Here is a 16,619-nt window from a genome sequence, read left to right on the forward strand (position 1 = left end):
GAGCGGGCTTGCCCCGCGATCAGGTCTCAAAGACCAAGCAGTTGCATACGCTCGCGTACCGCGGCGTCGATACCGGCTACATCCAGCCCGCATTCGGCCAGCATCTGCGCAGGCTTGGCGTGCTCGACATACACGTCCGGCAAGCCCAGGTGAAGCACCGGCTTGAGCACGGCTTCGCGGGCGAGGAACTCGCTGACCGCAGCGCCGGCGCCACCCATGATGGCGTTCTCTTCGATGGTCACCAGCAGCTCATGGCTGGCGGCGATTTCACGTACCAGGGCTTCATCCAGCGGTTTGACGAAGCGCATGTCGACCACGGTGGCGTCCAGGCCTTCGGCCACTTTCAGCGCCTCTGCCAGCTGTACACCGAAGACCAGCAAGGCAACCTTGCTGCCTTGGCGGCGTAACACACCCTTGCCGATTTCCAGCGGCTCGAGGTTGCTCTCGATGGCCGCGTTCGGGCCGGTGCCGCGCGGGTAGCGAACGGCCGCCGGGCCGTTGTACAGGTGGCCGGTGCTGAGCATCTTGCGCAGTTCGTTCTCGTCGCTTGGGGTCATCACCAGCATGCCGGGGATGCAGCGCAGGAACGACAAATCGAAGCTGCCCGCATGGGTCGGGCCGTCTTCGCCCACCAGGCCGGCACGGTCGATGGCGAACAGTACGTCGAGGTTCTGTACGGCAACGTCATGGATCAATTGATCGTAGGCGCGCTGCAGGAAGGTCGAGTAGATCGCCACCACCGGCTTGGCACCTTCGCAGGCCATGCCGGCTGCCAGGGTCACGGCGTGCTGCTCGGCAATGGCGACGTCGAAGTAGCGGTCCGGGTAGCGTTCGCTGAAGGCGACCAGGTCCGAGCCTTCCTTCATGGCGGGGGTGATGCCGACCAGGCGCTCATCGGCTGCGGCCATGTCACACAGCCACTGGCCGAACACCGCGGAATACTTTGGACCAGCGGATTTTTTCGGTGCCGCCGCCGGTGCATCCACAGGCTCGAGCTTGGTGATGGCGTGATAGCCGATCGGATCGACTTCGGCCGGGGCGAAACCCTTGCCCTTCTTGGTCACCACGTGCAGGAACTGCGGCCCCTTGAGGTCGCGCATGTTGCGCAGGGTGGTGATCAGGGTTGGCAGGTCGTGGCCGTCGATTGGGCCGATGTAGTTCCAGCCCAGCTCTTCGAACAGGGTGCCAGGGACCAGCATGCCCTTGGCGTACTCTTCGGTGCGGCGGGCAATTTCCCAGGCGCCGGGCAGGCGCGAGAGCACCTTCTTGCTGCCTTCGCGCATGCTCGAATAAGTACGGCTGGAAAGGATCTTGGCCAGGTAGTTGGACAGGCCACCGACATTGCGTGAGATCGACATGTCGTTGTCGTTGAGGATCACCAGCATGTCGGCGTCGACTTCCTGGGCGTGGTTCAACGCCTCGAACGCCATGCCCGCGGTCAGCGCACCGTCACCGATCACAGCAATGGACTTGCGCGGATCATTCTGCAGGCGGGCGGCTATGGCCATGCCCAGCGCTGCACTGATCGAGGTGCTGGAGTGACCGACGCCAAAGGTGTCGTACTCGCTTTCGGCGCGGCGCGGGAAGGCGGCCAGGCCGTCCTTCTGGCGCAGGGTGTTCATGCGCTGGCGGCGACCGGTGAGGATCTTGTGCGGGTATGCCTGATGGCCGACGTCCCACACCAGGCGGTCGTCCGGGGTATCGAAGACGTAGTGCAGGGCAATCGTCAGCTCGATGACGCCCAGGCCGGCACCGAAATGCCCGCCGGTCTGACCAACGGTATAGAGCAGTTCCTGGCGCAGTTCGTCGGCCAGGCTCTCCAGATCGGCTTCGGCCAGACGGCGCAGGCCGGCGGGCGTATCGGCACGGTCAAGCAGCGGCGTGACCGGGCGTTCGCGGGGGATCTCTTGAAACGTCGTGGGCATCAGGCGAATCGTTATAGGTGTGAAGAGGCGGCAGTTTACCTTATTGCGGTAATGGCTGCCCGTTTGGGCGCTTCGCGGGGCAAGCCCGCTCCTACAGAGTGTGTGGGGGCGAGCTTGCCGCGCAACAGGCCTTAATTACGGCGCTCGACGATATACCGCGCCAATTCGCGCAGCGGTTCAGCTGCCGCGTCAAATGGCCGCAGGGCATGCAAGGCCTGGTCGCGCAATTCCAGGGCGTAGGCCTTGGCGGCGTCCAGCCCGAGCAGCGCGGGGTAGGTCGGCTTGTCCCGGGCGATATCGGCGCCCTGGCGTTTGCCCAGGGTTTCGGTATCGCTTTCGACATCGAGAATATCGTCCTGCACCTGGAAGGCCAGGCCGATGGCCCGGGCGTAGGTCTGCAGGGCTTGCAACTGGAGCTGGTCGGCGCGGGCACTGGCCAGGGCGCCGAGACGGACGCTGGCCTCGATCAGAGCGCCGGTCTTGTGCCGGTGCATGAACTCAAGGGCGGTCTGGTCAAGCTTGAGCCCTACAGAGCCGAGGTCGATGGCCTGGCCGCCGACCATGCCGGCCGGGCCTGCGGCCAGGGCCAGGGTCTGGACCATGGCCAGGCGGATCGTGTCGGTTTGCGGGCTCAACTGCGGGTCGAGCAAGGCATGGAAGGCCAGGCTCTGCAGGCCGTCACCGGCGAGGATCGCGCAGGCTTCGTCGAAGGCTTTGTGGGTGGTTGGCTGGCCGCGGCGCAAGTCGTCATCGTCCATGGCCGGCAGGTCGTCATGTACCAGCGAGTAGGCGTGAATCAGCTCCACGGCGCAGGCGGCGCCGTTGGCGTGCTCAGGCGCTATGCCAAGGGCCTCGCAGGCGGCGTAGGCAAGCAGCGGGCGCACCCGCTTGCCGCCGTTCATGACGCTGTAGCGCATGGCCGCGTACAGGCGATCCAGTTCGGGCGAGGGTGCCACGAACAGTTGTTCGAGTGCCGCGTCGACGCGGGCCTGGCTGTTGGCCTGGTACTGAGCAATCATTCTGCCTGGTCCGCATCGAAAGGTTCTGCAGCCAGTTCACCATCGCGCTCCAGCAGCACCTGGACCTTCTGCTCGGCCTGGGCCAGTGCACTCTGGCAATCGCGGGTCAGGCTGATTCCTTGCTCGAACGCGGCCAGCGAATCTTCCAGCGACAGCTCACCGTTCTCCAGGCGCTCGACCAGGGTTTGCAGATCGGCGAGGGATTGCTCGAAATCAATAGAGGCTTTTTTTCGGGCCATGGCGGCTGTCTCGGTGGCGGTATAAACGGCGCGACACTAGCAGAGCAGGGCGGGGGGAGCAAATCGACAGGGGAAAAGGAGAGGCGGGGACGACTCCGGGTTGGCTTGCGGCGCCCCATGGAGTCGTCATCCCGGCCCTCGAAAAGAGGCAAATCCAGATGCCGGAAGGCACCTGCTCAGCATGTGCCGGCTGGCGTTTTGCCAGCCGCGATTCGGTCCTCTGAAATACACCTTAGACGCTGTCTGTTGTACTGTAAATTTTTTGCAACGCAATCCGTTCAACCGAGGTAGCGAGCGTGTCTTCGGGACGAGCTCAGGGGTATGACATGAACCTGCTGGAAGTGGCTGACGGCAAACCGATCAAGCTCTGGACCCAAGGCGTGCCGGTGGAAGCCGAAGCCCGCCAGCAACTGTTCAACACCGCCAGAATGCCGTTTATCTTCAAGCATCTGGCGGTGATGCCCGATGTGCATCTGGGCAAAGGCTCGACCATCGGCAGTGTGATCCCCACCCTGGGCGCGATCATCCCTGCGGCCGTGGGTGTGGACATCGGCTGCGGCATGATCGCCGCGTGCACCTCGCTGCATGCCCGCGACTTGCCAGACAACCTGCACCGCTTGCGCAGCGCCATCGAGCAGGCCGTCCCCCACGGCAAGACCTTCGGCCGCCGCGACCAGGGTGCCTGGGACAAGGTGCCGGCGCACGCCGATCGTGCCTGGCAGGATCTCGCCACGCGCTTCAAGTCCATTACCGACAAATACCCCACGCTGGAACGCACCAACAACCGTGCGCACCTGGGCACCCTGGGCGGCGGCAATCACTTCATCGAGGTCTGCCTGGATGAAGCCGAGCGCGTCTGGTTCATGCTCCACAGTGGCTCGCGCGGCGTGGGCAATGCCATTGGCAACCTGTTTATCCAACTGGCCCAGGCCGACATGCGCCAGCACATCGCCAATCTCCCGGATAAAGACCTGGCCTACTTCAAAGAAGGCAGCCGGCATTTTGCCGACTATGTCGAAGCCGTCGAATGGGCCCAGGACTTTGCCCGCCAGAACCGCGCCCTGATGATGCACGCGGTGATCGGTGCCGCGCGCCAGGTACTGGGCAAACCTTTTGATGCCAGCCTTGAGGCGGTGAACTGCCATCACAACTATGTGCAGCGCGAACGGCACTTCGGCGAGGACATCCTGGTGACCCGCAAGGGCGCGGTGTCAGCGCAAAAGGGGCAGATGGGCATCATTCCAGGCTCGATGGGCGCGAAAAGCTTCATCGTTCGCGGCCTGGGCAATCCGGAATCGTTCTGTTCCTGCAGCCATGGGGCGGGGCGCGTGATGAGCCGCACCAGGGCCAGGCAGCAGTTCACGGTGCAGGATCAGGTGCGCGCCACTGCTCACGTCGAGTGTCGGAAAGACAAGGACGTGATCGATGAGATTCCCATGGCCTACAAGGATATTGATGCGGTGATGCAGGCGCAGCGTGATCTGGTGGAGGTGGTGCATACGTTGCGGCAGGTGGTGTGCGTCAAGGGTTAGGCAATGAGGGCAGCGCTGGAGCTGCCCTCGTTCAATGCCCGTTCAGCCGTGGCCGTCAAGGCAACTTGCCTTCGGCGCACCATTGTTCCCATTCACCAAGTTGCTCGTTGTTGATCATCGCGTCTTCACCGACTTCCGCGCGATAAGCGCTCATCCAGGCATCCTGGCAGGTCTCGGTAGAGACCGCTGCAACCGTGGCGAGCCCAGGCGATGCGGTCTCCTTCACGCCATTGACCCAGCGTTCGTCGCCTTCAAGCTGGCCGGTTTGCGGGCTGTACGACTGGATGTGCCCGTCAGGAACGAGGTTGCCCGGATAATCGCTGTAGAAGTCCTCATCCTCGGCTTGCTCGGTACGCACGAGCTTTATTTCCTGGAGCAACGTTCCATCCAGCGGACTGAACTGCCTGACCCATCCAGAAACAGCGGTACCATTTTCGTAGACTACTTCGGAGGCCTGCTGGACAAGTTCGGTGTGCAGCGTGTTTTTATAAGCCTTCTGTACACCATCCAGCTGGCCGTCTTTGTAGTTCTGTTCTGCTTCTACGTAGGTCTTCAGGCTGCCGACAAAGTAGCCGTATTTAATCTGTGCGCCGTGCAGTTGGCCGTTGGCGTAGCTGTGCTTGCCTCCTGAGTCGGTCTCGTAGCCGCTGAATTTCTTGCCATCGTTCCAGCTGAGTTCGGTAAGCACCTTGCTTCCATCGGTGCTCCAGCGGGTTTCCTTGCCATCAGGCTTGCCCTCTGCGAACGTTTGTTGATGCGTCATTACGCCGTTCTGGTACTCCTCGGCAACGCCGTCCTGGCGACCGTTCTTCCAGTTCTTGACCGATAGTCTGGTACCTGACTTGGCGTCGTAGACAGTTTCCGTGCCGTTCTTATTGCCTGCCGCGTACTCGACTTCGTAAACCTTCTGAGCGTTATAGAAACATTCGCTTTTGCCGCTGTAGCGTCCCTTTTCTATTTGAGTGTTACAGAGGGCTGGAATGCCTGGCAGGCCGATTGGCATATTGATGACTCGGCCACTGAAGGGATCAGTGTCTGCGTACTTGTAGATCAGGCCGTTTCTGGTCATCACTTCGGCGTTGTCGATTTCGGCAGTACAGCCAGTGAGCACAACGGCACTTAAAGCGGCTACAAGTAGATTTCTCATGTTGTATTCCATATCGATGAGCATCTTGAGGAGCCGGGAAGTTTCGAGGCTACGACGAGTGATGTCAATGTAATGGCGCCTGTAACCGGTCATTCAGCTCGGAGTGAGTGAGCCGCGCTGTAGCTCCTGGGTGGTATCGATGATGAAGCTGCGTAGCCAGCGGTTGTGCGGGTCGTCATTGTGTTCCACGTCCCAGACCATGAACACCCGGAACGCCGGGACGAAAATGGGTACCGGGCTTACGGTCAAGCGTGCGATTCGCGCATAAGACAGCGCCGCGAAGGTAGGCAGGGTGGCGATCACGTCACTGTGCACCAGGGTTGCCAAGGCACCACTGAAATGGGTGAACGACGCCGATACGCGGCGGGCGACGCCTTCGCTTTCCAGTAGGTCGTCCACGAAGCCGCGGCGGCCATCGAAGGAAATCCTCACATGCTCGTGCATGAGGTATTCATCCCGGGTGAGCGGGCTTTTCAAGTTGAGCCGGGGGCCGTCGTACAAGCAGGAATAGGACGACGAGAACAATACCTGCGAGCTGTAGTGCGAGGTGAGTTCCTTGGGTTCGGAGCACAGCACCAGGTCGATGTCCGGGTCTGCCAGCGATGCTTTCCACAGCGAGCTGTTGCTTTGGTGAAAGGCGAATTTCACCGAGAGCCCGCGGGCCTTTGCTTCATTGACCAGCCTGGGTGACAGGTAGCTTTCAATGTCATCCGACAGTGCGATGTTGAACACCCGCGTGGACGATTCGGCAGAAAACTGCGGGCGTTTGTCCACGATGGCGGCCACCGCAGTCAGCGCTTCGGTCACTTTCGGGGCGATCTCCAACGCCCTTCGCGTGGGCACCATGCCGGCCCCGGTTCGGATGAACAGCTCATCGTGAAACTGCTCGCGCAGGCGCTTCAGCGAGGAGCTTACAGCCCCTTGGGTGACATGCAGCACCGCCGCCGTTCGGGTCACGCTGCGCTCGTTCATCAGGCACTGAAAAACGATAAGCAGGTTGAGGTCGATCCTGCTGATATTAGCAACACTAATCATGGCTATCTCTAGTATTCGTTTGATTAATTTGCCTGCGCATTCTTAATCTCAAGCTGCGTAAACACAACAATAAACAGGTGGCTCGGGATGCAAGATTCAATAGTGCAATCGGTAAAAGGTGAGCGCGCCGTCTCATCAAGCGACGCAGCAGAGCTGCGCAAGCGGGCCATTGCCGTTGGCATTGGCAACTTCATGGAATGGTTCGACTTTGCCATTTACGGCTACTTTGCCGCCGTGATCGGGCAGTTGTTCTTTCCTTCCACGGCACCGGGTGTCTCCTTGCTGTCCTCCCTGGCGGTTTTCGCCGTGGGTTTCCTCTCACGCCCCTTGGGCGCCGTTGTGCTCGGACCGATAGGTGACAAGCTGGGGCGTCGCGCCGTGTTGATCATCACCGTGTTCGGCATGGGGCTGGCCACCACCCTGATCGGCCTGCTGCCCGACTACGCGAGCATTGGTATCGCCGCACCGATCCTGTTGGTGGCCTTGCGCTTCTTGCAGGGGATGATGGTGGGGGGCGAGTGGTCCAGCGCCGGGATCTACATCGTAGAAAGCGCCCCGGCCAATCGCCGTGCCACGGCTGCGAGCGTGATCACGGGCACCGCAGGGGCTGCATTTTTGTGTGGTACGGCTATCGCCGCGATCATCACGGCGAGCCTGTCGGATGCCGACCTGATGGCGTGGGGCTGGCGCGTGCCTTTTGTCGCCTCCATTGTCATGGCCGGTGTGGCCATGTACATCCGCCGCAAGCTGGGCGACACGCCGGTGTATGAAGCGCTCGAGCACAAGCGTGCCACCAACGCCCTCGAGCCGGTGTCGCGTCAGGCCAAGCAGCGAGCCTTCGTGATTTCTTTCGCCTTCTCGGCGCTGTTCGGCGTGTCGCTGTACTACTTCATCACCTACGCCAACACCCACCTGACCCAAACCGTAGGCCTGGGCAAGTCCACCGCCCTGTGGTTGTGCAGTGTGGCGCTGGTGCTCTACACCCTGTTCAACCCCATCGTGGGGCGCCTGAGTGATCGTTTTGGCCGTCGCCCGTTCGTGCTGGCATCGGCGGCGGGGCTGACGCTACTGGCCTATCCGGTATTCCTGCTGATGAACACCGGCAGTTTCGCCGCGATCCTGCTCGGGCTGGTGATCATGGCCGTGCTGGTGGCCATTACCGCAGTGATGGATGTGGTGCTGCTGGTGGAAGTGTTCCCGGCTTCGATTCGCTCTACTGGCGCCGCGGTGGGGCACAACGTCGCGCTGGCGCTGCTCGCCGGGCCAGGACCGTTCATTGCCGTGGCTCTTATCCAGGCTACCCACAACCCGAACATCCCCGCTGCGTATCTGGCCGGCGTCTCGCTGATCTGCTTCATCGTGTTGTGGTTCCTGTTGCCGGAAACCAAGGACCGCGACATCACGCGCGGTTGATGCCGACTCTCATTACCCTTCAAGGAAAGACCCATGACCAAGGTTGCTGTTGTTCAAGCTTCATCCATTCCGTTCGAACCCCAACTGAGTGCCGAGAAAGCTGCGGGGCTGATACGCGAGTCTGCAGCGCAAGGCGTCGAACTTGCCGTGTTTCCCGAGGCGTTTCTCGGCGGATACCCCAAGGGCGCGGCGTTCGGCACAGTGGTTGGCAGCCGCAGCGATGTAGGCCGGGCCCAGTACCTGCGTTATGTACAGGGCGCCGTCAACCTGGACGGCCCCGAACTGGCCGGACTCTGCGATGTAGTCAATGAAACCGGTGTGCACGTGGTGATGGGCATCATCGAACGCCTGGGGCGCACCTTGTATTGCACCGCGGTAACCCTGGCACCGGGCAAGGGCGTTGCGGGCTATCACCGCAAACTCATGCCCACCGGCCAGGAACGCATCATCTGGGGTTTCGGCGATGGTTCAAGCATTGCCCCGGTGGATACCCCGTTTGGCCGGTTGGGCACTGTCATCTGCTGGGAAAACTACATGCCGGCCTTGCGCCAGGCGATGTACGCCCAGGGCACCGAGATCTACTGCGCCCCCACGGCAGATGACCGCCCCACCTGGGCTTCATCCATGGTCCACATCGCGCTCGAAGGACGCGTACCGGTGCTGTCAGCCTGCCAGGCGATCACCCTGGGCGAGTACCCGGCAGCCTATCGGGAAGACTTCGGCCTTACAGCCGGGGAAGGGGACTACATCATGCACGGCGGCAGCATGATCGTCAGTGCCACTGGACAGGTGCTGGCGGGGCCGGTGTTTGATCAGGAAGCCATTCTGTACGCCGAGATCGACCTGACCGTGGGGCAGGCCAGCAACCTTGATTTTGATGTGTGTGGGCACTATGCACGGCCGGATGTGTTCACGCTGAAGGTGAATACGGCGGCGATGAAGGCGGTGGTGTTCGAGGGGGATTGAAAACAGGCGGGCATTAAAAAGCCGGCTTGTGGCCGGCTTTATCATTTATTTAAAATATTGATTTATAAAGATATTTTATAATTTACTATTTTTGTCCCCCCATTTATCCCCCACACTGACATTGCGTAAGGAACTGCGCATGGAAGGACGAAGCTTGGATGCGGATTGGACTGAACGTCCGCGTCCCTCGTCGATAGCCGGTTAGGTCTCGGTATCGAGTAGGGTGTCTATTCCCAGATGACATACAGATTTCTGGAAGACTGCGATATACAATCTCGCTTCAAATTCAGTTGATAAGCAATTTGCTCATTACAAGCTTTCTGCAATGGATTGACGATAAAACGAACGGGGAATGGTGGGTCTACGCCAAACGACTATCGGCCAACGACACTGGGCTTACAGGGGGCAACGGGGTTGGCATTTATGTGCCCCAGACTGTCGCAACCGCTGCTTTACCCTCAATCGCGCGTCCTGCGTCCAAGAATCCTAGCTGCCTGCTGAAAGCACAGGTCACCTCGCATGGGTTCTCACTCCCCGTTATTGCTTGCTGGTGTCAGCGCTTTCAAACTCAGCGGCTGGACGGTTTACTCAATAAGCCAGGTCGGGGCCGTAAACCGTTTCTGCCCCTTGAAGCTGTGCGTCGCGTCCTTGAACAAGTCACTCGCAGTGGAGCACTTCTCCAAGCCTAAAACTCGAGAGGTGTTGCGTCTCAAATTCAAGATGGGTGCTGTCTGCGCGACAGGTCGCCACCAGTTCACTTCAGTTGTACAGCCAGGGCTCCAACTCACCCAGGTTCTTCACCACAATTTGCTGCGCTTCTGGCCGGGGCTCCATTTTTGTTGGGTCGATCTGATAACGCTGCAATACATATTTCACCAGCGCCCTGCGAGTAGGTATCAGTAATTGGCCATTCAGCATGCCGAAATCGGCTTCAATGATCGCCTTCTGCTCATCTGTTAGTCGCGAATCGGGCTCGATGACCAATGTTACTTCGGCATTCCAGGCCTCATCCTCTTCAATCACATTCTTGGATTTTCCTTCCAGGATGGGGGCTCCGCGCAATCGACTAAGTACAAAGTCGCGATACTGGCCGTTCTTCTCGCAATAGGCGCGTGCATGCCAACGCATACCGGTATAGACCAAGGTGTGTGGTGCGATGAGCCGGCCTTCTGGGGCGGGGTTGTTTAGTGACACATAGTCGATATCCAGGCGTAGGTGGTCGCGGCAAGCCTTGAGCAGCGGTCTAAGAATCTCCGGCTTGATTGAGCGATCTGGCACCTCCAGCACCTTGGTGTGGGCATAGGCCAGCGCCAGGCCTTCGATGTGCGGGGCTCGCTCGTTGTTCTGATAAAGCAGGTGCAGATAGGCACTGGCGCTGTCGTCGATGAACAGCGGCTTGAACTGCGTGCTCGGGACGTAGCCCTTGAGCTGCTTGTCATATGTCAAGTTTCGGGGCGCATGTTCGGTGATGTAGGTATTGATGTCTTTCGACGCCTGCTGGCGGCTGATGCCGAAGCTCTGGATCAAGTGTCCCGTGGTCAGCCGGCCCTCCCACCAGGCAACGGTCTCAATCAAACGATAGCGAAGTGCCAGATCCCAGCGGACTTGTTCGATCGACTGCTTGCGTTTCATAACCTCTCCATGTGCGCGAATACTTTACCTGTATAAGTCTACATTCTAGACCTGTCGCTAATCACTACATATCGTGTGTTTGTCTTTTAGATGAATTGAATTCACGGAAGGAGGTGGGCATGAGTATGTCGGAAGCAGTTTCGACGGGTGCATTGGTGATGATGGGGGCAATCCTGCTGGTGCTTCTGCTGCAGTGCCTGAGGTTGCGTGAACTCTGGCAAATGGCTCTAGGCTTCCAAAAGGACGTGCGCTGGGCGCGGATTTGGGAAATGGAAAACCGGGAACTGCGTTCGGCGCTGCGAGCTGAGAAAGCGGACATCGAGCAGTTGCAAAGAAAGCTGGTGATTTTGCAGGAATTGATCCCAGCAGAGGGATAAGGGAAAGGACATGAACAGACTTGAACGGATCAAAGGCTGTCTGCTGGGCGGTGCCGTCGGCGATGCGTTGGGCGCCCCGGTGGAGTTCCTCGAATGGCCTGCAATCGAAGCTAAATTCGGTCCACAAGGTATCGTTGATTTTGCCCCTGCTTTCGGTATCACCGGCGCCATCACCGACGACACGCAGATGATGCTTTTCACCGCAGAAGGCTTGCTGCGGGCTTATGTTCGCGGCAGTTCGCGAGGGATTTGCCACGTTCCCAGCATTATCCATCATGCGTTGCTGCGCTGGCTGATGACCCAGGATTACCCTGCGGCGACGCCTGTCAGCAGGGACGGGTGGCTGATCGAGCAACTGGCGCTCTGGTCTCGCCGCGCCCCTGGCACTACCTGCCTCGGTGCACTCAAGGCCAGTCCGCGGCTGGGCGCTGTTGCTGAGAACAACAGCAAAGGTTGTGGCGCCTTAATGCGCGTTGCGCCCTGCGCATTCTTTGCTAACGCCTTTGACTACGCTGCCCAGTCAGGGCGCCTGACCCACGGGCACCCTACGGGCTACCTGGCGGCTGGGCTGTTTGCCGATATTCTCCAGCGCATTGTCGATCGGCAAGACAGCCTGGAGCACGCAGTCACTCAAAGCTTGGCCAATTATGGGCAAAATCCCGGTATGGAAGAAACACGTAGTCTCATCGAGCGCGTGCTGTTCTTCTTTTACGAAGGCTACGAGCCCACCCCGCAACGCATCGGCGAACTCGGTGGCGGTTGGGTCGCCGAAGAAGCGTTGGCTATTGGCCTGTGGTGCGCCCTGGCGGCGCGCTCGTTCGAGGAGGGCGTGATTACGGCGGTGAATCACGGTGGCGACAGTGACAGCACTGGACTGATCGCCGGGCACCTGTTGGGGGCTCAGTATGGTGCTGCGGCAATTCCTGCGAGGTGGTTCGAACAATTGGAGTTACGCGAGGTGATCGTGCAAATTGCCGAGGATATTGAGCGCATTCCGCTTGAGTACTGTGGGTATGGCGGAGAGTTCGATCAACAGATCGAGCGGGTATATCCCGGTAATTGAGAGGGTTGATGCGAGGACTTCTCGGTTACACAGGAAGCCTTATCTTTAGGTGACGTCATCGAGTTGTTCGTACCTTCATCGGAGGTTTGGCCCTGTCTTCGGTCAGTGGCTCAATGTGATAACTTTCCGATGCTGACATGACCTGTTCAGCTTCGCGCGGAGGCAGTTTATGCATGAGTTATTGTCATCAACGTATTGGTAGACGCCTTGCTTACGTTTTGATCGTAAGAAGGACGGCTTGCTCTTCTTGCGTCTGTAAAATCACGCAGACCTGCAGATTCAGAGTGACGTACTCGTCCCAGGTGTATTGCTGGGCGTAGCGCATGGTGTATTGTCGATCCACCCTGCAGATGTTCGGGCGCTCTGCATAAATGGTGCAGCGCTTGCGAAGTGCATCGTAATGCATGCAAGTACCGTCGCCACGATCCAGAAATTGGGTTTCGGCAGCCAGATGAACGTGCTGGCAGCACAAGCCGCATTGGGTACAGGGGAAGGCGGAGGGTGGCGTGGTATGGCTGGACATATAAAAGTATCACCGCCTTGAAGCGGTGCCGGTTGCGACTGGGACATTTGAGGAAGGCCCGCGCGGGGGCGCGGGCACTGTTCTATGCTGAGGGCGCGTCCAGGCCCGCTTTCTGTCCGCTAGCCACAGCTGCGACGTCTTGGATGCGCTTCTCCGTTGCCAGAACCAGATTGCCGTCTTGATCCAGGATCGCAGTGTCGATCATGGCCTTGAGTAACTGAGCAAACTTGACCGAGCGGAAAACGACCTCCTTGCTTTCATCCGAGAAGGTCCGGTAATCCACGCCATTATTCTCGATGACTTTCTTCAACTCGCTCACGGTGCGGCGCAGTTGCGAGCTGATCTTGGAGAACGTGGCGTTCGCCAGGGAGGTAACCTGCTCAATGGCCCGCAGCTTACCGGTCATCAGCTCGGCTTGATCGTGAATGGTGCGGGCCTGTTCCTGGTTGCTGCGGGCAGTGTTCAGGGCTTCTTCGCCCTTGTTACCCAGAACGTGGCCGAAGATGGCCAACGCCGGTCCAGCGACGATGCCACCCAGCACCATCATGCCCCCGGCCATACCGTAGCCACCGGCTGCCAACGAACCGCCGCCCAACCAGGCAAGCGTGGCGTTGGTGGCTGCCACGCCGCCGAGCGAGGAGATGGCCGTACCCGTGCTGGCGGTGGCCAGCAGCATTGTGCCGTTGTAGGCACCAAAGGCCAGCGCTGCACCACCGCCCATGCCTGCGCCTAGACCGAGACCCGCGTCCTTGAGCGCCTGGTAGTCCTGCCGCAGACCAGTAAGGGTTTTGTTGGAAAAATCGCCAGCGTTCAGTTTATCCAGCTCTGGACTCTGACTGAGTTCGATATTTTTCAGGCGCTCGAAGGTTTCGATAAATTCGGCAACCACCCCGTTGAACGCGCGCAGCTTACGCTGGCCATAATCCTCCAGTATGGCGTTAGTGGCCTTGCGTTGCTCTTCAACCTTTCGATTGGCGCTGTCGACCATGGAGCGTGCATCGTTATTGATGTCTTTGGCGTTGCTGTGGTCTATCGCACCGCTGACGCCCTTGGCCGCACCATATATACCGGCAGCGGCTGCAACAGCACCAATGATCAGAGGAATGGGCATGATCGTTTCCTTACTCGAGAATAATCGAAATGGTTTTGCTGACTTCCTGATTCAGCGTTTCTGCACGCTCCAAGAGATCATCGAAAATGAAGTCTTCCAATTGATGGTGAAGCTGAAACTCCTTGAGGAGTGCCCATTCAACGCTGGTGATCGTGCCGTCGCGAAGGGCGACCAATAGCAGCTCGAACAGGATTACCTTGGGCGCGGTCGGCAGCTCAAATTTCTTGTCCTTGAGTAATTCTTTCAGGGTATTCATAAAAGCCTGTTGATGCAGGAGCTTCCTAACCCTCAGCCGAAGGCATCGGGTTGATGTTGATGGGAGGCTCCAGCAGGAACTCCAGCAGAGGACGAATGGGCGCCCCCATGTCGCGCATAGAGGGCGCCCGCCCTGCAAGGTTGGCATCTGTCGGGAGGCCGTAGCCCATAGTGAATGGCGATTCCCGGCGGGGCTTTTCCTTGCGCTTCATCTTGTGCTCGACCGAGAACAGAATCTTGGCGCGGAACATCTCGAAGGACATGCTGCGCGTGAGCCTATTCAGGTCTTTCATTTGCCGGTTCATCGATTCGGTGAAGGCATTGGTGTTGCGCTGCCCGTTACCGAAGTAGGCGAAGATTTCCGCCTCCCAATTGCTCATTGCTGTGGTCAGTGGTGCCCACTGCGGACGCTCCTCCGGCGTTAGGCTGGAATGCCAGCGCCGGTATTCTTCTTTGGCGTCAGACTCATTTTCCAAATTCCAGATGTTCAGGAACTCCTCCTTGAGACGGTAGGCCGCGCCCAGCTCCGGGAATTGGTTGAGCCAGGTATCGACCACCATCCTGTTCATCGGGTTCAGGTCGTGCTCGCGCATTAGCATCAGCTTTCGGTCGCCCTTGAGCGCCCTGCGGCGATGCTGTGACAGCCCGGCCTTCAGGCTTTTCCTGATCTTCTCCATGGCTTCATTGGCCATGCGCTGAATGTGGAACTTGTCCACCACGATGGTGGCCTGTGGCATCAGTGCCTTTGTCACCTCGCGGTAGGGGTTCCACATGTCCATGCACACAATCTCAATGTCCTTGCGGTCTTTGAGACGCGACAGGTAGGCCGTCACCTGTGGCTTGGTGCGTGATTCCAGCAGGTCGATGATGGTCTCCTCCTCGATGTTGGTAAGCACGCAGCGATAGGTGCGCTGCAGGTACAGCTCATCAATGCCCAGCACGCGGGGTGCGGTAGGCTTGTAGCGGTCTTTCTGCGCCTCGAAGTGGTCGCGGAACAAGGTACGGATGACCGACTCATTCACACCCACTTCACGGCCCACGTCACTATTGGTGCGGCCCACCGTGGCCTTGATGATGTAGTCGGCCAGCCGCCGGGTCATCCGGTTGCTCTCGGCCATCTCCGGCAGCGCCGGGCTGAACGTGGTGTTGCAGGCCCGGCACATGAAGCGGCGGCGAACCAGCCAGAGCGTGACCCACCGCCCGTGCAGCGGCAGGTCACGGAACTTCACCTGCTTCTTGCCGAATCTGACCACCTCGCCGCACGTCCCGCAGTTAGGGCAAACCTCGGGGTCGGGATATTCCACCTGGAAGCTGTATTCGTTCTCTTCCTCATGGAAGCCCACTACCGTAGCTTTGAGCGGGTGCAAAAGCGTTTGCGGGATGGCCAGATCACTCACGCCAGTTTCCTCGAAGAGTCGCGGCGCAAGCGCTCGCTAAAAGCGCCAAGATGGCAGGCTACGCGCTTGTTCAGCGCATCCAACATGTCAGGCAGTCGCTCCATCGGGACATGCTGGGCAATGTCGAAGTAGTCATCCTTGGCAAAGCTCACAACAGATGCATCACCAGGAATCAGGCGGCAGTTCATTTGACCGATGGAATTGAAGGACACCAACATGCGCTGACTCATCAGCGCATGGGCCAAGATGGCCTGGAGTACTTCGGTCTGCACGCCATCAATGTGGTGGCGTGTTTTGCCTGCCTTGATCGCCTCGTAGTAGGCATTGAGGTAGTCGTCGGCTACCTCACGCATAACTTTCATGGACGGGGCGTCTGTCACGTCCAAAGCGGGCGCGGCTTCGAATTTCTGGTAACCCCCTGTCTTACGGATGGCTGGAAGAACTTCGTGGGTGATCCACCGCTTGAACCGCTTGGCCTCTTCCTTGCGGCTGGTCAGAATCAGGCTGTACAGGCCCGATTCGCTGACGATCATCACTTCCTGTGAGCCTCCAGGGGTGTAAACATTACTTACACCCTTTTCGTCATCATCCAGCCTTGACACTGCCATCCGTGGGTTGGTGTGTGCAAGTGCCGCGCACACATCAGCGGCAACAAACCAGATTTCGCCATCACGGTTGACCGTGCGAACTGGCAAGTGGTCAAAGTTGAAGGTCTGGTGCGGGGTGTCGTCAGTAGCGACGCCCTGAGGGAGCAGATTGGATTGAGCAGCCACGATGGCCTCCTAGAGATCGTTCAATTTCGCCTCCTGTTCAGAGAGGCGGCCGGGCGCTTGAACACCGCTCTAGGACGGCCCGCAGATTTCCCCCGAAGGGTCTTGTATAGCTGCGCGCCACCCGGCCATAAGCATGCATTGTCCCGCATTGGAAGGCAGCGCAAAACCTACGGACGTGAAAAAGCCGCTTTGACTTTCGGGAGCGGCTTCCG

General features: G+C 59.2%; 16 protein-coding genes and 2 pseudogenes. 7 read left to right on the top strand and 11 right to left on the bottom strand.

Features of this window, described 5'->3' with window-relative positions; translation table 11 throughout:
* Window positions 1-26 precede the first annotated feature (26 nt).
* From dxs to NPS58_RS06870, 3 genes are all read right to left on the bottom strand, one after another.
* Window positions 27-1,925, bottom strand: a complete 1,899-nt coding sequence (gene dxs, locus NPS58_RS06860; RefSeq protein ID WP_274114594.1) for a 1-deoxy-D-xylulose-5-phosphate synthase — start codon at window positions 1,923-1,925, stop codon at window positions 27-29.
* A 131-nt stretch (window positions 1,926-2,056) separates the two neighbouring features.
* Window positions 2,057-2,944, bottom strand: coding sequence for a polyprenyl synthetase family protein (locus tag NPS58_RS06865; RefSeq protein ID WP_274114596.1), 888 nt, complete (start codon window positions 2,942-2,944; stop codon window positions 2,057-2,059).
* Window positions 2,941-3,183 (bottom strand): exodeoxyribonuclease VII small subunit, encoded by a 243-nt coding sequence (locus NPS58_RS06870; RefSeq protein ID WP_274114598.1) that lies wholly within the window; start codon window positions 3,181-3,183, stop codon window positions 2,941-2,943. Before NPS58_RS06870 ends, NPS58_RS06865 begins: the two co-directional genes overlap by 4 nt.
* A 326-nt stretch (window positions 3,184-3,509) precedes the next feature.
* On the opposite strand from NPS58_RS06870, the gene NPS58_RS06875 reads away from it, so the two are divergent.
* Complete coding sequence (locus NPS58_RS06875; protein ID WP_274114600.1) at window positions 3,510-4,715, top strand: RtcB family protein; 1,206 nt, start codon at window positions 3,510-3,512, stop codon at window positions 4,713-4,715.
* Window positions 4,716-4,770: 55 nt separating this feature from the next.
* Here NPS58_RS06875 and NPS58_RS06880 read toward each other — a convergent pair whose 3' ends face one another.
* Together NPS58_RS06880 and NPS58_RS06885 are read right to left on the bottom strand one after the other, a co-directional pair.
* Window positions 4,771-5,886, bottom strand: a complete 1,116-nt coding sequence (locus tag NPS58_RS06880) for a toxin-antitoxin system YwqK family antitoxin (protein WP_274114602.1) — start codon at window positions 5,884-5,886, stop codon at window positions 4,771-4,773.
* A gap of 69 nt (window positions 5,887-5,955) precedes the next feature.
* On the bottom strand, window positions 5,956-6,897 hold the full coding sequence (locus tag NPS58_RS06885; protein WP_274114604.1) for a LysR family transcriptional regulator: 942 nt from the start codon (window positions 6,895-6,897) through the stop codon (window positions 5,956-5,958).
* Window positions 6,898-6,984: 87 nt separating this feature from the next.
* Between NPS58_RS06885 and NPS58_RS06890 the strand changes: the two genes are divergently transcribed.
* The 4 genes and pseudogenes from NPS58_RS06890 to NPS58_RS06900 form a co-directional block, all read left to right on the top strand.
* Entirely contained in the window at window positions 6,985-8,310 is a 1,326-nt protein-coding gene (locus NPS58_RS06890; protein ID WP_274114606.1) for an MFS transporter, read from the top strand.
* Between the two features lie 33 nt (window positions 8,311-8,343).
* Window positions 8,344-9,276, top strand: a complete 933-nt coding sequence (locus NPS58_RS06895; RefSeq protein WP_274114608.1) for a carbon-nitrogen hydrolase family protein — start codon at window positions 8,344-8,346, stop codon at window positions 9,274-9,276.
* 302 nt (window positions 9,277-9,578) lie between these two features.
* Window positions 9,579-9,794: pseudogene (locus NPS58_RS29555) on the top strand (EcoRII N-terminal effector-binding domain-containing protein); the annotation flags it as partial.
* 6 nt (window positions 9,795-9,800) lie between these two features.
* Window positions 9,801-9,941: pseudogene (locus tag NPS58_RS06900) on the top strand (IS630 family transposase); the annotation flags it as partial.
* A 94-nt stretch (window positions 9,942-10,035) separates the two neighbouring features.
* Here NPS58_RS06900 and NPS58_RS06905 read toward each other — a convergent pair.
* A complete protein-coding gene (locus NPS58_RS06905) occupies window positions 10,036-10,908 on the bottom strand; it encodes a WYL domain-containing protein (RefSeq protein ID WP_274114610.1) in 873 nt (290 codons plus the stop codon).
* Window positions 10,909-11,027: 119 nt separating this feature from the next.
* On the opposite strand from NPS58_RS06905, the gene NPS58_RS06910 reads away from it, so the two are divergent.
* Together NPS58_RS06910 and NPS58_RS06915 are read left to right on the top strand one after the other, a co-directional pair.
* Window positions 11,028-11,285, top strand: a complete 258-nt coding sequence (locus NPS58_RS06910; protein WP_274114612.1) for a hypothetical protein — start codon at window positions 11,028-11,030, stop codon at window positions 11,283-11,285.
* Between the two features lie 10 nt (window positions 11,286-11,295).
* Window positions 11,296-12,348 carry an ADP-ribosylglycohydrolase family protein gene (locus NPS58_RS06915; protein WP_274114614.1) on the top strand — a complete coding sequence of 351 codons (1,053 nt, stop codon included), beginning with the start codon at window positions 11,296-11,298 and terminating at the stop codon, window positions 12,346-12,348.
* A gap of 211 nt (window positions 12,349-12,559) precedes the next feature.
* On the opposite strand, the gene NPS58_RS06920 is transcribed toward NPS58_RS06915, so the two are convergent.
* The 5 genes from NPS58_RS06920 to NPS58_RS06940 form a co-directional block, all read right to left on the bottom strand.
* The gene (locus tag NPS58_RS06920) at window positions 12,560-12,871 is read right to left on the bottom strand and encodes a YkgJ family cysteine cluster protein (RefSeq protein ID WP_274114615.1); all 312 of its coding nucleotides are present in this window, start codon (window positions 12,869-12,871) and stop codon (window positions 12,560-12,562) included.
* A gap of 82 nt (window positions 12,872-12,953) precedes the next feature.
* Window positions 12,954-13,982, bottom strand: a complete 1,029-nt coding sequence (locus NPS58_RS06925; RefSeq protein WP_274114617.1) for a hypothetical protein — start codon at window positions 13,980-13,982, stop codon at window positions 12,954-12,956.
* Window positions 13,983-13,992: 10 nt separating this feature from the next.
* On the bottom strand, window positions 13,993-14,238 hold the full coding sequence (locus NPS58_RS06930; RefSeq protein WP_274114618.1) for a hypothetical protein: 246 nt from the start codon (window positions 14,236-14,238) through the stop codon (window positions 13,993-13,995).
* 25 nt (window positions 14,239-14,263) lie between these two features.
* Complete coding sequence (locus NPS58_RS06935; protein WP_274112684.1) at window positions 14,264-15,634, bottom strand: ISL3 family transposase; 1,371 nt, start codon at window positions 15,632-15,634, stop codon at window positions 14,264-14,266.
* Window positions 15,631-16,407 carry a BRO-N domain-containing protein gene (locus tag NPS58_RS06940; RefSeq protein ID WP_274114620.1) on the bottom strand — a complete coding sequence of 259 codons (777 nt, stop codon included), beginning with the start codon at window positions 16,405-16,407 and terminating at the stop codon, window positions 15,631-15,633. The genes NPS58_RS06935 and NPS58_RS06940 overlap by 4 nt, the downstream gene beginning before the upstream one ends.
* Window positions 16,408-16,619 lie beyond the last annotated feature (212 nt).

Source organism: Pseudomonas putida, from assembly GCF_028682455.1.
GTDB classification, from domain to species: Bacteria; Pseudomonadota; Gammaproteobacteria; order Pseudomonadales; family Pseudomonadaceae; genus Aquipseudomonas; species Aquipseudomonas putida_AA.

What these genes read in the sequence shown, in the direction of transcription:
- dxs (WP_274114594.1), bottom strand. Translation starts at nt 1,925, where the DNA reads ATGCCCACGACGTTTCAAGAGATCCCCCGCGAACGCCCGGTCACGCCG.
- NPS58_RS06865 (WP_274114596.1), bottom strand. Translation starts at nt 2,944, where the DNA reads ATGATTGCTCAGTACCAGGCCAACAGCCAGGCCCGCGTCGACGCGGCA.
- NPS58_RS06870 (WP_274114598.1), bottom strand. Translation starts at nt 3,183, where the DNA reads ATGGCCCGAAAAAAAGCCTCTATTGATTTCGAGCAATCCCTCGCCGAT.
- NPS58_RS06875 (WP_274114600.1), top strand. Translation starts at nt 3,510, where the DNA reads ATGAACCTGCTGGAAGTGGCTGACGGCAAACCGATCAAGCTCTGGACC.
- NPS58_RS06880 (WP_274114602.1), bottom strand. Translation starts at nt 5,886, where the DNA reads ATGCTCATCGATATGGAATACAACATGAGAAATCTACTTGTAGCCGCT.
- NPS58_RS06885 (WP_274114604.1), bottom strand. Translation starts at nt 6,897, where the DNA reads ATGATTAGTGTTGCTAATATCAGCAGGATCGACCTCAACCTGCTTATC.
- NPS58_RS06890 (WP_274114606.1), top strand. Translation starts at nt 6,985, where the DNA reads ATGCAAGATTCAATAGTGCAATCGGTAAAAGGTGAGCGCGCCGTCTCA.
- NPS58_RS06895 (WP_274114608.1), top strand. Translation starts at nt 8,344, where the DNA reads ATGACCAAGGTTGCTGTTGTTCAAGCTTCATCCATTCCGTTCGAACCC.
- NPS58_RS06905 (WP_274114610.1), bottom strand. Translation starts at nt 10,908, where the DNA reads ATGAAACGCAAGCAGTCGATCGAACAAGTCCGCTGGGATCTGGCACTT.
- NPS58_RS06910 (WP_274114612.1), top strand. Translation starts at nt 11,028, where the DNA reads ATGAGTATGTCGGAAGCAGTTTCGACGGGTGCATTGGTGATGATGGGG.
- NPS58_RS06915 (WP_274114614.1), top strand. Translation starts at nt 11,296, where the DNA reads ATGAACAGACTTGAACGGATCAAAGGCTGTCTGCTGGGCGGTGCCGTC.
- NPS58_RS06920 (WP_274114615.1), bottom strand. Translation starts at nt 12,871, where the DNA reads ATGTCCAGCCATACCACGCCACCCTCCGCCTTCCCCTGTACCCAATGC.
- NPS58_RS06925 (WP_274114617.1), bottom strand. Translation starts at nt 13,982, where the DNA reads ATGCCCATTCCTCTGATCATTGGTGCTGTTGCAGCCGCTGCCGGTATA.
- NPS58_RS06930 (WP_274114618.1), bottom strand. Translation starts at nt 14,238, where the DNA reads ATGAATACCCTGAAAGAATTACTCAAGGACAAGAAATTTGAGCTGCCG.